Below are 12,198 nucleotides of genomic sequence, written 5' to 3' on the forward strand. Positions count from 1 at the left end.
CTACGACTGTGAGCATGAAGGGGTCGCTGCGGCGGCGGTCTGACCCCTGTTACGACCGGCCCTGTGGGTGCCTTCGCGTTGACGTGTCGACCGCCGTTGCAGCGACCCCCGGACCACTGGCCGGGCGGCCGTGACCTGATAGGAGCCTGATCGCAGCAGGTCCCATCGCAGTCCTGTCCGTCCCGCCCGACCAGCGGGATGCGACCGCGATCTGTGAGGAGACCTCGGCCATGACCAGGATGACCCTGCGCGCCGACGATGTCGTCGTCGGCGTGGACACACACAAGGACGAACACGCCGCGGTGCTGCTGGACGGGCACGGCGGCAGGCTCGCCGAGCTGATGCTGCCGGCCACCGCGGCCGGATTTGCCCAGGTGTTGACTCTCGCCCGCGGGCACGTCGGGCCGGCCGGGCGGCTGGTGGGCTTCGGCGTGGAGGGCACCGGCTCCTACGGGGCGGGGATCGCCCGCTACCTGCGCCGGCACGGACAGCAGGTGCACGAGGTCAACCGGCCTCCGCGTAAGGGAGAGCGGCGGCTGTCGGGCAAGAGCGACCTCATCGACGCCGAACACGCCGCCCGCCAGGTCCTCGCCGGGCTCACCCTCGCGGTCCCCAAGACCGCCAACGGGCAGAGCGAGTCGCTGCGGTTGCTCAAGATCGCTCGGGACACCGCGGTCAAGGCCCGCACCGCCGCCATGATCGCGCTCAAGGCCACGCTGGTCACCGCCGAGGAGGAGCTGCGCGCCCGCCTGGAACCGCTCACCGACGCCAAGCTCATCGCCGCCTGCGCGGCGCTCGACCCGGCGGGCGACCTGCGCGGACCGGACGCGGCGATGCGCCACGTGCTGGCCTCACTGGCCCGCCGGTGGCTGGCGCTGCACGAGGAGATCGCCGCGCACAGCCGCCACCTCAAGCAGCTCACGCAGGCCGCCGCCCCGCGGATGCTCGAGCTGGTCGGCGTCGGCTTCGACATCGCCGCCGAGCTGCTCGTCACCGCCGGCGACAACAGTGACCGAGTGCGCTCCGAAGCCGCCTTCGCCAAGATGTGCGGCGCCTGCCCCATCCCCGCCGGCTCCGGGCGCACCAACAGCCGCCACCGCCTCTACCGTGGCGGCAACCGGCAGGCCAACGCCGCCCTCTACCGGGCGGTCATCGTCCGCATGCGCTGGCACCAGCCGACCATCGACTACGTCACCCGCCGCACCGCCGAGGGCCTGTCCAAGCGGGAAATCATCCGCTGCCTCAAGCGCTACCTCGCCCGCGAGATCTACCGACGACTGCCACCTTCCGACATCGACCCAGTGCCCGTCACGAACCCCGACTCGACCGACCTCCGCGCCGCTTGACAGCTAAAGGAGCTTCAACGTCGCCGCCGAGTCCCTCATCGGCCTGTACAAGACCGAGCTCATCCGCCGCCGCGGCCCCTGGCGTGGCCTCGACGACGTCGAACTCGCCACCCTGGAGTACGTCGACTGGTTCAACCACCGCCGGCTGCACTCAGCCTGCGGCGACATTCCGCCCGTCGAGTGCGAGGACACCTACTACCGTTCGATCGCCGGCCTCACCGAGGACCTTCCGACAGAACCGAACCTCCACTGAACCCGGGGCGGGTCAGGGCGTTCAGTGCCCGGTCGGCGCAGATTGCCCGCAACCTGGACCGCTACGAATTCGCGTGGACCGCGGCGCATCCTGGTGAACGACCCGGGCCGGCGCTGCGGCGGGCCTGGGATGCTCGGGCGTGGGCCGACGACCGACCGGACAAGGTCGTCCCGCAGCCTGGCGAGGACATCACCACCCGGTGGCTCGGCGAGCTGGCCGCCCTCGGCTACCGCGATTGCGACCGAGCCGTCGACCTGATCCCCACCCCGATCGGCGCGTTGAACCGAGACGCGGCGGCGGAGCGGGTGCTGACCCGGCTGGCCGCCGGCCGCTCCGCCTGGAACGCCGCCGACGTCCGCGGTGAGGTGGAGCAGCTGATCGCCGCCGACGGGATCATCGCCGACCCGGCGCCGCGGACCGAGCTGGCCGAGGACCTCACTGGTCAACTCGGTCTGCTGCGAGATCGCGCCCGAAGCCGGCGACCGGCAGCTGCTCCGCACCGACGGGATCACTGAGGACTGGACCCCGGGACGGGGAGTACTCCGGCGGGCAGTGGCGGGCCGACTTCACCCGTGCCGCCGTGGTCAGCGACCCGGCATCCGGGTCCTGCCCGGTGGTGGCCGGACGTCGACGACAGTGACGTTCACCTGGGTTGTGACCAGGCCGGTCTGTTCGGCGATGTGGCGTGTGATGCGGTCGCGGACCGCGGCGGCGACCTGTTGTATGGGTGCTCCGAGGTCGACGGCGATCTGGACGTCGACGACGACGTGGTTGCCGGCGATCCCGATGTCGGTGGCGGCCTCCCCTGAGGTGCCGGCGACCAGGGCGGGGTCGGCCGCGGTCCCGGTCGGCGTCGCCACTCGTCCGCCGCCGAGGGCCAGGGTGACGTGCGGCACGGACTCGGCGGCCAGGCGGGCGACGGCGCCGACGACCCGTGCGGCGATGCGTGTCTGGCCGGTCGGGTCGGACATTACGGCGGACCAGTTGTTCCGGGACAGGTCGCGGATCTGGGCCATCACCGCCTGCAGCAGCCCGGCCGGGGCTCGCACGTCCTCGGCCGCGAGCTCGCGGACCGGCGCCCACAGGTCCTCGAGCTCGGCCAGGGCGGCGCGGCAGTGCGGGCAGGTCCGCTGGTGGGCGGCGTCGCGCGGGGCAGTGCCCTCGGCGACCTGGGCGAGCAGGTCGTCGAGGAGCACCCCGCAGGGGAGACGGTCACCGGACACCGGGGTCACCTCCATTCCTGCAGGGCGGTCGCCAGGGCCCTTCGAGCCCGGTGGGCCCGGACCTTGGTGGCGCTCTCGCTGAGGCCGAGGATGCGCCCGGTCTCGGCGTGGGTGTATCCGCTGAAGGTGCTCAGGACCAGAGGAGCACGTTGGTCGATCGGGAGGGACAGCAGGGCCTGGCGGACGGCGTCGCGGCGGTGTGCGGCGACGGCGAGGGTCTCGGCGGCCGGCGTGGAAGGCATGCCCGCCGCCTCCGCCTCCGGTAGTGGGTCGGTGGGGCGGCTGGCGCGGTGCGCGTTGTGGCAGCGGTTGATCAGGATGCGGGTGATCCAGGTGGAGAACCGGGCCTCGCCGTGGAAACCGGGCAGGTGCTGCCACGCCTGCAGGAAGGCCTCCTGGACGGTGTCCTGGGCGTCTTGCGGGTCCCCGGTCATGCGCACCGCCACCCGGTAGAGCTGGTCTTGGTACTGGCGGACCAGGGCGGCGAAGGCGTTCTCATCCCCCGCACGGGCCAGGTCGACCCAGCGGGTCTCCACGGGGTCGGCTGACCGGTCCGCGCTGACCGCCGCCTGGCTCACCGCACGGTCGCGTTGTGCGGGATCAGATTTTCCAAGATTAGCTGTAACCCTTCACGCTGCCCCCGTGTCGAACAAGGTGTGGGTCCGCACGGACGGCAGTGATCCTCGCCGTTGTCGACGACCTGTGCACGTCACCCCATCCAGGAGAAGAGGTTCAACCGTGACTCAGCCCTCCAGCAACACCGGCGGCAGCGCATCGTCGAGCGCCGTGGCGCAGGCGGTCCCGTCCGCGCTGCAGAGCAACCAGGGCACCACCACGATCGCCAACGACGTGGTGCAGAAGATCGCCGGTCTCGCGGCACGGGAGGTCGCCGGCGTGTATGCCCTCGGTGGCGGCACCGCGCGGGCCATCGGCGCACTGCGCGAGCGGATCCCGGGCGCTTCGCAGGCGATCGGCCAGGGCGTCACGGTCGAGGTGGGGGAGAAGCAGGCCGCGGTGGACCTGGACCTGGTCACCGAGTACGGCGTCCCGATCGCGGACCTGGCCCGTTCGGTTCGGCGGAACGTCATCGCCTCGGTCGAGGGGATGACCGGGCTGCAGGTCACCGAGGTGAACATCTCGGTCAACGACGTCCACCTGCCCTCCGACGACGACGAGGGCCCGCAGGAGTCTCCCCGGGTCCGGTGAGCACTCCGCCGAGCGTCGCGGCGGCCGAGGTGCTGGTGGAGGCCGGGACGGCAGACGCCATCGCCGCGGCCGTCGCGGCCTGCCCGGCCGTCAATTCCCTGCACGGTGGGGGACTCCGTCGGACGGCGACCTACCTGCCCGGGCGCATGGTCGAGGGCGTGCACGTCGACGAGGACCGTGTCCGCGTCTCCGTCGTCGCCGTCCAGGAGGTCCCGGTCGGCGTCGTGGCCGAGCAGATCCGCGCCGCCGTCGCGCCCCTCGTGCCCGGCCGGGCGGTCGACGTCCACATCGCCGACCTGCACCTGACCGAGCCGTCGCCGGCAACACCGCCGGCCTGATCGGCGTCCCGGGAGCCCGTGTTGCCGTCGTCCCCCCACCCTGCTGAGCGCCGCCGGCGCCGTGCCCTCCTCCGGGCCCACCACCCGGACCTCGGGGGTGACCCGGAGGCGTTCATCCGCGTCCTGGCGGAGCTGGAGACCGGTCGGAGGACGGCCCCACCGGCTCCCGGGGACGAGGTGCGCTTCGTCCGCCGGCCGCGTGGGCTCGCCCGTGTCGCCGCCTGGTGGGCGCACCGGCGGCGTCGGCGCCGGGAACCCCCACGCGTGATCTGACCTAGCGCTTCTGCTTCCCGTCCCGTTCTGTTCTGGAGGAACTCATGCCCCCCACCGTCGTCGGCTTGTTCAGCGGCCTGCTGCTCGGCCTGGCCTGGGTCATCGGAGGCTTCGACGCCTTCGTCGGTACCGCCGTGCTCGGTGTGATCGGGTTCGTGATCGGCAAGGTCGTCTCCGGTCAGCTCGACCTCACCCCCTACCTCGGCGGCGGCGGCCGCGGCTCCCGGTGAGCACCGCCGTCACCAGGGCACCCGACGACGCACCGATCGGCGCACCGCTCGCCGCCGAGGTCGGCAGTGCCTACCCACAGCTGGGTGACCCCGCGGAGCGGGGCAGCCTGACCATCGCCGACCGGGTCGTCGAGCGCGTCGCCGGATACGCCGTGACGCGGGTCGAGGACGTCAGCGCCGCCCCCCGCCGGCTGCTGGGGGTTCGTGTCGGAGGCGCTCGCGCCGACGAGGAGGCCTCCGTGGACGCTCGCGTCGACGGACACACCGCCACGGTCGACGCCACGATCGCCGTCGGCTGGCCCGCCTCCGTCCGCGCCGTGACCGCGCGGCTGCGCCAGCAGGTCCGCGAGGACGTCGAACGCATCACCGGCGTACGCGTGGCCCACATCGACATCGACGTGGTCAGCATGATCGCGCCGGCGGCCCGACGCCGCCGCGTGCAGTGACCGGGCGAGAGAGGAAGCGCACATGCACGTCGTGAACCGAGTTCTCGCCACCCTGCTGGCGCTCGCGCTGTTCCTCGGCGGGCTGCTGGCCATCGTCGAGATCATCCTGGCCGCCCTGGACCGCCCCGCCTGGCTCGTTCCCCACGAACAGTGGAGCAGCTGGGCGGCCGGGCAGACGTTCACCGACGGCATCATCCGCGCCATCCTCATCGGGCTCGCGATCCTGGGCCTGGTCCTGCTCACGATCGCACTGCGCCGGGGCAAGCCCGGCTCGCTGAGACTGCCCGCCCGCGCCGAGGGCGTCCGCGTCAGCGCGTCACGCCGCGGCATCGAGCGGTCGGTGGCCACAGCCGCACGACGTACCGACGGAGTGCGCTCCGTCAGTGCCAAGGCCGGACGCCGGGCCGTGCGGGTCACGGCGTCGACCGCGCTGCGCTCCACCGGGGACCTGCGGGAGCCGGTCACTGCCGCGGTGACCGAGCGGCTGGAGCAGCTCGGCCTCACCGGCGTCCTGCGTCCCAAGGTCTCCGTCTCCCGGAAGGGGTCGTGATGAGCTCACGCGTCAACGCGGTCAACCGCACCGTCGCCGCCCTGCTCGGCCTCGTGCTGCTCGCCGCAGGCGGGCTCGGCCTCGCGGTCAGCTTCGGTGCCTTCGGCAACAGCCGGCAGCCGGTCATCCCGCAGCCGATGCGGGACTACGCGAAGGACCAGTCCTGGTTCTGGTGGGCCGTCGCCGCGGTCTGCCTGCTCCTGGCCCTGCTCGGCCTGCGGTGGCTGCTGGCCCAGCTGCAGACCGACCGGGTCAGCCGCCTCGACCTCACCACCGACGACCGGGACGGCCGGACCACCGTCCACACCAGCGCGCTGACCGACGCGGTCGAGGCCGAGGTCGAGAGCCTGCGCGGCGTCTCCGGCGCCTCGGCCCACCTGCTGGACCGACGTGGTCAACGGCTGACCCTGGCCGTCGACCTGACCGACTACGCCGACATCGCCGAGATCCGGCATCTCCTGGAGGACCGGGTCGTGGGCCACGCACGCCAGGCCATCGACGACCCGGACCTCCCCGTCGACATCGAACTGCGCCCCGGCAGGACCCGCTCCGCCGGCCGCGGCGTCCTCTGACGACGTCTCCCAACGTCCGTGCGGTCGTGCCCGCTGGGCCGCGGACGGCCAGCGGTGGCGGGTGTGCCCCTGTTCCCGTGGGGTGGCCGAGGGTGCAGGCACCGGCACGGGCACCCCGCGCAGGGCCTCGTCGAGTCCGCTGCAGCCCCGTCCCGGCTGGGGCACGCCGCTGACGCTGCGGGCGGTCCCCGACACGTGGCCTGGCCGATGCCGCATGACAGCTCGGTGAGTGGGGCACCACCCAGTGGTGAAGACCGCTGTGGTCGCCGTCCTCGGCGGCTTGCTGACCCTCGCCGGGATCGCGCTGCTCGTGCTGCCCGGCCCCGGCTTCGTGTTGGTCGCTGTCGGTCTGGCGGTGCTGGCCACGCGGTTCTCCTGGGCGAAGAAGCCGCTGGACTATGCCAAGGACAAGGCGCAGCAGGGCGTCGAGGAGGTCGCCCAGAGCCTTTGGCGTGCCGCCGGGGCGGTGCTGGCCGCGCTGGTGCTGGTCGCGCTCGGCGTGCTCGCCCTGGCCGGGGTGGACCTGCCGTTCGTCAATGCGTTCACCGCAGTGGTGCTCATCTTGTCCGGACTCTTCCTGGTCGGGACGGTCGTCTTCGCACGTCGTCAGGAGAAGCTGGAGCAGGCCCGGGCGCACCGCCCGGCAGGTGCGCGGGGCACAGCCGGCGCCTACCGGGCCGCGTCACACGGCGACTGAGCACCGCCACTCAACCCGGTGGGGGACGGCGGCGAGCAACCCGGTCGCCACCTGCTCGACGGCGTGCCCGACCTTGAGCCGCCGATCGGCCCGCGGCGACGACCTGGGGGCTCACCGGCAGCCCGGCGGCGGTGGAGCGTTCATCGAGGAGGGCGGATGGCGCGGCGGTCACGCCCGGTGTGTAGCCCGGAGGGGTGGTCGGACACGGTCGGTGACTCGGCCGAGTGACACGCCGTGACCAACGCGTCATCGGCCTGGAGAAGCCTCTCAGCCGTGAGATACCGAGCGGCAGCGGCGCTGCCGTACTCCGACACGGCGCGAGCGACGGCCGGGCTCCGCGGGCGGCTGCGCATCATGGCCCGAGCCGACGGTGCCGCCCCTGACTGGTCCACCCTCATGGTGAAGGGCCCCGTGGAGGTCCCCGACCTCCGCGGCCGGGCCTGGTTCGAGTGGACGGCCACCGTGGAGGCGGACGCGTCTCACGGGTCGCCGTGAGCGCCGACCGATGTCCCGCGCATGTCACCGTGGCTCCCGGCCGGCGGGTGCGCTGCACCGGGCCCGTGGGGCACGGGCCGGCCGAGGACATGCACCAGGGGCTGCTGCGGGTGACGCTGCCCGACGGTCGCGAGCACGCCGCGTCGCTGGTCTGGAGCACGTCGCCGAGCCCCTGGGATGACGAGATCCTCGAGCGGGCGACGTAGCCGCCACCCGCGATGCCACGCTGCTCGGGGCCGCATCCTCGAGTGGGTGACTGTCGGGCTGCCCCCCGCAGTCGTCGACAGTCGTGCTTCAGGTGTTCATGCGCTCCAGGCAGGGGCAACCCCGGCTCGCCAGCCCGGGGGTGACGCTGGCTGGCAGGGGCCTCGGCTCGAGAAGTGGGCTGGGGCCCTCCCCACTGCCGGCGACCGTTGGTCGTGGTGGTGGGGGAACCGATGAGTGATTGGGTGACCTGGGAGGTCTGCCCGGGCTGCGGACGGACCGATGCCGTGGGATGGATCGACGACCGACTCGTCGAGTTCGAAGGCACCGCGGGGTGCCGATTGACCGCCGCACAACTGTCCAGCCTCGCTCAGCGGCGAGTCCCAGGCCCCCGGCATCCTGATGCGGGCGGGGAGCGGCAGAGGGTGGCCACGGTCACAGCTCCCGAAGCGGTTGCAGGAGCGCTGGTCCTCACAGGTTGCGCGTCCGAGGGTCTCGGGGTGCGCCGCTGAGGAGGCAGAGTTCTCCATGGGTTTTCCATGGCCTGGCGCGACGGTCGTAGCCAGTCGGCATGCCCAGGAAGCCTGTAATCGCAGGTCAAACGGTGGGTACGTGGGGAGTGGGTGCGCCATCAGGGACTCGAACCCCGAACCCGCTGATTAAGAGTCAGCTGCTCTGCCAATTGAGCTAATGGCGCGTGTCTTCCGGTTGCGCCGGGCGACAGCCGAGAACGATACCAGCGCCCTCCGGTCGGCCGGCGAGGTGGTCCCGCAGCTGCACGGCCGCTCCTGTCGCGACAGCGACGTGGACACTGGTGGGTCGTGCAACCGGTCGTCGCGGGATGACGGCTGCCTAGGACGCGGAGGACATTGCGATGCGGAGGACGTCTGCGCTAGTCACGGCGACGGCGCTGGTCCTGCTGGCCGGCTGCCAGGGTGGCGGTGACGACGCGGTCGCGGCGGCGCCGACCACCGCCGAGGCGCGCCTTGTCGCGGTGCAGGTCTCACCGGCCGACGGCGCGGTCGATGTCTCACCGCGGATCCCACTGGAGATCTCCGTCACGGACGGCGGGCTGACCGACGTGAGCGTCGTCGACGGCGCCGGGGCCGAGGTGCCGGGCTCGGTGGCCGACTCGGCCGAGGACCCCGCCGTCGACGTCTGGACGCCGGAGACCCCGCTCGACTACGGCGCCCGCTACACGCTGACCGCCACCGCCGCGGGGGAGGGCGCGGAGACCGCCGAGGCCGCGACCACCTTCACCACGGTCACCCCGCGGGCGCAGTTGACGCCGGCCATCGGCCCGCTCGACGGCCAGACGGTCGGCGTCGGCATGCCGATCCGCGTCTACTTCGACGAGCCGGTCGTCGACAGGGCCGCCGTCGAGCGCAGCCTCCGGGTGACCAGCTCGACCCCGACCGACGGCGTCTGGAACTGGTTCAGCGACACCGAGGTGCACTTCCGGCCATCGGAGTACTGGCCGGCCGACACCGACGTCACCCTCGACGCCGAGCTCTACGGCGTCGACCTCGGCAACGGCGTGTGGGGCGAGACCGACCGCACGATCTTCTTCTCCATCGGGGCGCGGCACGTGTCGATCGCCGACGCGGACACCCACCAGATGGAGGTCTACGACGGCGACCAGCTGGTGCAGACCTTCCCGATCAGCGCCGGCAGCCCGGACACCCCGAGCTACAACGGCGCGCACGTGGTCACCGAGCTGAACCGTCACCGGGTCATGGACTCCAGCACCTACGGCGTCCCGGTCGACAGCCCCGACGGCTACCGCACGCCGGTCGAGTACGCCGTGCGCATCTCCGACAGCGGCGAGTTCGTGCACGCGGCGCCGTGGTCGGTGCCGCAGCAGGGACGGGAGAACGTCTCGCACGGCTGCATCAACCTCTCCACCGAGAACGCCCGCTGGTTCTTCGACTTCTCGCAGCCCGGCGACGTCGTGGAGATCCGCGGTTCCGATGCCGGCACGCTGCGCTCGCCCGTCGACGACTGGACCCTCCCGTGGGAGGAGTGGCGGGCCGGCAGCGCGCTGACCTGAGCCGTTTCCCTGCGCCAGCCCTGGGGAATGATCACCTCGTCCCCCGAGCGCGAGGAGAGTGCCGTGGACACCTGGGTGATCGTGCTGATCGTCGTCGTCGTGGTGGCGCTGCTGGCCGCGCTGGCCCTGGCCATGGCCAAGCGCAACCGCATCAACGGCGCCCGCAAGCGGGAGCAGGCCCGCGACCACCTGCGCGAGGCAGAGCTGCGCAGGGCGCAGGCCGAGAAGGAGCAGGCAGCCGCCGAGGAGCAGGCGGCCCGCGCCCGGCGCGAGCGGGCCGAGGTCGAGGAGCGGACCCGGCTGGCCGAGCAGGAGGCGCAGGAGCGTGCGGCCCGGGCGGGCGAGCACGCCTCGGCAGCCGAGCAGCTGCGCGCCAAGGCCGAGAAGCTCGCGCCCGGTCTCGCCGACGGCCACCGCGACCGCTCCGCCGGCCCGGCCGGTCCCGACCAGCCCGCGGGGCCGGCCGGTCCCGACCGGCCCGCGGGCGGCGCCACCCGCCGGTGAGTTCCGGCTCCTCGGACGGTCTGACGTCCGAGGGGCCGACCGACGCCCCGCCGACCCGGAGGGGCGCCATGACCGACCTGCTCGCCATCGGCACGCGGAAGGGCCTGTGGCTGGCCCGCAGTGACGACGACCGCCGCACCTGGACGCTCGGCGAGCCGCACCTGCTCGCCCAGGAGGTCGCGGCCGTCTCGATCGACACCCGCGACCCGGTGCCGCGTGTGCTCGCCGGCATCCAGTACGGCCACTGGGGCCCGACCGTGATGCGGTCGGACGACCTCGGCGCCAGCTGGCAGGAGACCGAGACCGGCGCCATCCGCTTTCCGGAGGACACCGGCGCGGCGCTCGCCCGGGTCTGGCAGCTGCGCCCGGACGCCGCCGACCGGCCCGGCGTCGTCTGGGCCGGCTGCGAGCCGCACTCGCTGTGGCGCAGCACCGACGGCGGCTGCAGCTTCGATCTCGTCCGCGGGCTGTGGGACCACCCGCACCGGCCGACCTGGGAGCCCGGTGCCGGGGGAGGGGCGGTGCACACCGTGCTGCCCGACCCCGCCTCGGACCGGGTCACCGTGGCGATGAGCACCGGCGGCGTCTACGTCAGCGGAGACGGCCGGACCGGCTGGGCACCCCGCAACTCCGGCATCAGCGCCGTCTTCCTGCCCGAGCCGCCCGAGTACGGCCAGTGCGTGCACAAGGTCGCCGTCGACGCGGCCGGGCCGGACCGGATGTACGCGCAGAACCACTTCGGCGTCTTCCGCACCGACGACGCCGGCGGCACCTGGACGTCGATCGCCGAGGGGCTGCCCGCCGACTTCGGCTTCCCGGTCGTCGCCTCGCCGTCCACCCCGGGCACCGCCTGGGTGGTGCCGCTGGTCGCGGACGTGCAGCGGGTGCCGCCGGCGGGCCGGCTGCGCGTGCACCGCACCCGGGACGCCGGGGGAACCTGGACCGAGCTCGGGGCGGGACTGCCCGACGGTTGCTGGGCGGCCGTGGTGCGCGACGCCCTCTGCGCCGACGCGGGCGACCCGACCGGGCTCTACGTCGGCACCCGCGACGGCTGCGTCTACGCCAGCGCCGACGAGGGCGACACGTTCACCCAGGTCGCCGACCACCTGCCCGACGTGCTCGTCGTCCGCGCCGCGCGGATCTGACGGTGAGCGTCGAGGTGGTGCTGCCCGGCGTGCTGGCCGACCTCGCCGGCGGCACGCGGCACCTGCAGGTCGACCCCGGCGGCGGCACGCTGGCCGAGCTGCTGGACTCGCTGGCCGCCGTCCACCCGTTGCTGGAGCGGCGGATCCGGGACGAGGCCGGCGCGCTGCGGCGCTTCGTGAACGTCTACGTGGACGGCGACGACGTCCGGTACACCGGCGGGCTGGGGGCGCCGGTGGCCGACGGAGCCGTGGTCCAGGTGCTGCCGTCGGTGGCCGGCGGGTGAGCGGACAGGGGCGGGAGCCCGTCAGCGAGCGCCGGCGAGCGAGGAGCGGAGCCCCCCGCGGGGGCGAACGGGGTCGCTGGGTCAGAGGACGGCGAGCGCTGCGCACTCCGCGCACAGCTGCGAGTCGTCGTGCTCCGCCGGCGGCCACACGGTCTGCTCGTCCACCGCGACGTAGGCGCCGCACAGCGCCTTGCGGCTGCGGCCGTTGACCTTGCCGATGGTCGCGTGCGCCGGCCCGATCTGCCGCGGGACGAGGCCCTCCGCGCTGCCCACCGAGCCGACCATCACGACGGCGTGAGCGGTCCCGTAGGAGTAGGCGAGAGTCATGGCCCCAGCGTCGCCAGCGGGGGCCGGGTCGGGCCAGCACCCGGGGACCGCGTGT

17 protein-coding genes, 1 tRNA gene and 2 pseudogenes are annotated in these 12,198 nt (G+C 73.3%); 16 read left to right on the top strand and 4 right to left on the bottom strand.

Annotated features, from left to right (window positions below):
* Positions 1-230: 230 nt before the first annotated feature.
* From BLW63_RS18715 to BLW63_RS28100, 3 genes and pseudogenes are all read left to right on the top strand, one after another.
* Positions 231-1,346 (top strand): IS110 family RNA-guided transposase, encoded by a 1,116-nt coding sequence (locus BLW63_RS18715; protein ID WP_091159631.1) that lies wholly within the window; start codon positions 231-233, stop codon positions 1,344-1,346.
* 16 nt (positions 1,347-1,362) lie between these two features.
* Positions 1,363-1,599 (top strand): annotated as a pseudogene (locus BLW63_RS28095) (integrase core domain-containing protein); the annotation flags it as partial.
* Between the two features lie 11 nt (positions 1,600-1,610).
* Positions 1,611-2,045, top strand: a pseudogene (locus BLW63_RS28100) (relaxase domain-containing protein); the annotation flags it as partial.
* 138 nt (positions 2,046-2,183) lie between these two features.
* Here the strand turns inward: BLW63_RS28100 and BLW63_RS18730 are convergent.
* Positions 2,184-2,822, bottom strand: coding sequence for an Asp23/Gls24 family envelope stress response protein (locus BLW63_RS18730; RefSeq protein ID WP_139263669.1), 639 nt, complete (start codon positions 2,820-2,822; stop codon positions 2,184-2,186).
* A 5-nt stretch (positions 2,823-2,827) separates the two neighbouring features.
* On the bottom strand, positions 2,828-3,400 hold the full coding sequence (locus BLW63_RS18735) for an RNA polymerase sigma factor (protein ID WP_091159637.1): 573 nt from the start codon (positions 3,398-3,400) through the stop codon (positions 2,828-2,830).
* 160 nt (positions 3,401-3,560) lie between these two features.
* Between BLW63_RS18735 and BLW63_RS18740 the strand changes: the two genes are divergently transcribed.
* From BLW63_RS18740 to BLW63_RS26975, 9 genes are all read left to right on the top strand, one after another.
* On the top strand, positions 3,561-4,028 hold the full coding sequence (locus BLW63_RS18740; protein ID WP_091159640.1) for an Asp23/Gls24 family envelope stress response protein: 468 nt from the start codon (positions 3,561-3,563) through the stop codon (positions 4,026-4,028).
* Positions 4,025-4,366: a hypothetical protein gene (locus BLW63_RS18745; protein ID WP_139263671.1), complete on the top strand. Its 342-nt coding sequence runs from the start codon at positions 4,025-4,027 to the stop codon at positions 4,364-4,366. Before BLW63_RS18740 ends, BLW63_RS18745 begins: the two co-directional genes overlap by 4 nt.
* Positions 4,367-4,683: 317 nt before the next feature.
* Positions 4,684-4,869, top strand: a complete 186-nt coding sequence (locus BLW63_RS18755) for a hypothetical protein (RefSeq protein ID WP_091159642.1) — start codon at positions 4,684-4,686, stop codon at positions 4,867-4,869.
* Positions 4,866-5,315: an Asp23/Gls24 family envelope stress response protein gene (locus BLW63_RS18760; protein WP_091159645.1), complete on the top strand. Its 450-nt coding sequence runs from the start codon at positions 4,866-4,868 to the stop codon at positions 5,313-5,315. Before BLW63_RS18755 ends, BLW63_RS18760 begins: the two co-directional genes overlap by 4 nt.
* A gap of 22 nt (positions 5,316-5,337) precedes the next feature.
* Positions 5,338-5,865, top strand: a complete 528-nt coding sequence (locus BLW63_RS18765; RefSeq protein WP_091159647.1) for a DUF6286 domain-containing protein — start codon at positions 5,338-5,340, stop codon at positions 5,863-5,865.
* The gene (gene amaP, locus BLW63_RS18770) at positions 5,865-6,437 is read left to right on the top strand and encodes an alkaline shock response membrane anchor protein AmaP (RefSeq protein WP_091159650.1); all 573 of its coding nucleotides are present in this window, start codon (positions 5,865-5,867) and stop codon (positions 6,435-6,437) included. The genes BLW63_RS18765 and amaP overlap by 1 nt, the downstream gene beginning before the upstream one ends.
* A 247-nt stretch (positions 6,438-6,684) precedes the next feature.
* A complete protein-coding gene (locus tag BLW63_RS18775; protein ID WP_091159935.1) occupies positions 6,685-7,134 on the top strand; it encodes a PGPGW domain-containing protein in 450 nt (149 codons plus the stop codon).
* A 273-nt stretch (positions 7,135-7,407) separates the two neighbouring features.
* Complete coding sequence (locus BLW63_RS18780) at positions 7,408-7,629, top strand: hypothetical protein (protein ID WP_091159652.1); 222 nt, start codon at positions 7,408-7,410, stop codon at positions 7,627-7,629.
* Between the two features lie 29 nt (positions 7,630-7,658).
* On the top strand, positions 7,659-7,835 hold the full coding sequence (locus BLW63_RS26975) for a hypothetical protein (RefSeq protein ID WP_170856857.1): 177 nt from the start codon (positions 7,659-7,661) through the stop codon (positions 7,833-7,835).
* A 622-nt stretch (positions 7,836-8,457) separates the two neighbouring features.
* On the opposite strand, the gene BLW63_RS18785 is transcribed toward BLW63_RS26975, so the two are convergent.
* Positions 8,458-8,530: transfer RNA gene (locus BLW63_RS18785), tRNA-Lys, on the bottom strand.
* 177 nt (positions 8,531-8,707) lie between these two features.
* On the opposite strand from BLW63_RS18785, the gene BLW63_RS18790 reads away from it, so the two are divergent.
* The 4 genes from BLW63_RS18790 (at position 8,708) to BLW63_RS18805 (ending at position 11,816) form a co-directional block, all read left to right on the top strand.
* Positions 8,708-9,883, top strand: a complete 1,176-nt coding sequence (locus BLW63_RS18790; RefSeq protein ID WP_091159655.1) for a L,D-transpeptidase — start codon at positions 8,708-8,710, stop codon at positions 9,881-9,883.
* A 63-nt stretch (positions 9,884-9,946) separates the two neighbouring features.
* Positions 9,947-10,387: a hypothetical protein gene (locus BLW63_RS18795; protein WP_244522666.1), complete on the top strand. Its 441-nt coding sequence runs from the start codon at positions 9,947-9,949 to the stop codon at positions 10,385-10,387.
* A gap of 68 nt (positions 10,388-10,455) precedes the next feature.
* Complete coding sequence (locus BLW63_RS18800; RefSeq protein WP_091159657.1) at positions 10,456-11,532, top strand: WD40/YVTN/BNR-like repeat-containing protein; 1,077 nt, start codon at positions 10,456-10,458, stop codon at positions 11,530-11,532.
* Between the two features lie 2 nt (positions 11,533-11,534).
* Positions 11,535-11,816, top strand: coding sequence for a MoaD/ThiS family protein (locus BLW63_RS18805; RefSeq protein WP_091159660.1), 282 nt, complete (start codon positions 11,535-11,537; stop codon positions 11,814-11,816).
* A gap of 81 nt (positions 11,817-11,897) precedes the next feature.
* Here the strand turns inward: BLW63_RS18805 and BLW63_RS18810 are convergent, their stop codons facing one another.
* Positions 11,898-12,143, bottom strand: coding sequence for a hypothetical protein (locus tag BLW63_RS18810; RefSeq protein ID WP_091159662.1), 246 nt, complete (start codon positions 12,141-12,143; stop codon positions 11,898-11,900).
* Between the last annotated feature and the right edge of the window lie 55 nt (positions 12,144-12,198).

This window comes from Geodermatophilus africanus, from assembly GCF_900107105.1.
GTDB lineage: Bacteria > Actinomycetota > Actinomycetes > Mycobacteriales > Geodermatophilaceae > Geodermatophilus > Geodermatophilus africanus.

Coding starts and splice junctions, on each gene's coding strand:
- BLW63_RS18715 (WP_091159631.1), top strand. CDS start 231: ATGACCAGGATGACCCTGCGCGCCGACGATGTCGTCGTCGGCGTGGAC.
- BLW63_RS18755 (WP_091159642.1), top strand. CDS start 4,684: ATGCCCCCCACCGTCGTCGGCTTGTTCAGCGGCCTGCTGCTCGGCCTG.
- BLW63_RS18765 (WP_091159647.1), top strand. CDS start 5,338: ATGCACGTCGTGAACCGAGTTCTCGCCACCCTGCTGGCGCTCGCGCTG.
- amaP (WP_091159650.1), top strand. CDS start 5,865: ATGAGCTCACGCGTCAACGCGGTCAACCGCACCGTCGCCGCCCTGCTC.
- BLW63_RS18790 (WP_091159655.1), top strand. CDS start 8,708: ATGCGGAGGACGTCTGCGCTAGTCACGGCGACGGCGCTGGTCCTGCTG.
- BLW63_RS18800 (WP_091159657.1), top strand. CDS start 10,456: ATGACCGACCTGCTCGCCATCGGCACGCGGAAGGGCCTGTGGCTGGCC.
- BLW63_RS18810 (WP_091159662.1), bottom strand. CDS start 12,143: ATGACTCTCGCCTACTCCTACGGGACCGCTCACGCCGTCGTGATGGTC.